This window comes from Mycobacterium ostraviense (genome assembly GCF_002705925.1).
Lineage (GTDB): Bacteria > Actinomycetota > Actinomycetes > Mycobacteriales > Mycobacteriaceae > Mycobacterium > Mycobacterium ostraviense.
The window spans coordinates 1-265 of the sequence record NZ_NKRE01000055.1 but is presented as its reverse complement, the minus strand read 5'-3'; the positions used below and the strand labels follow the sequence as shown (position 1 = coordinate 265).

Genomic DNA, 265 nt, shown 5'->3' with positions numbered 1-265 from the left:
GCGCATGATTCGTTCCACCGTGCAGCGGGCCGCCGGAATGTTTTGGCGTTGCAGATGCGCCCACATCTTCAAACTGCCATACAGCGATTCTGGCGGGCGGTTGAACATGGTGGTCGAGGATGTGTCGATCGAGACCGAGACCTCGCGCGGGAAGCGGCCGGTGACCACCGAGGTGCTGGTATTGACGGTGCGGCCTATGGCGTCGCTGGCGGGCCGGTGCTCGCGGTGCCGGCGCCGGTGTCCCGGCTACGACGGCGGGGACGGG

General features: G+C 67.2%; 1 pseudogene. It reads right to left on the bottom strand.

Annotated elements, in window-relative coordinates:
- Positions 1-102: pseudogene (locus CDN38_RS27885) on the bottom strand (IS3 family transposase); the annotation flags it as partial.
- Positions 103-265 lie beyond the last annotated feature (163 nt).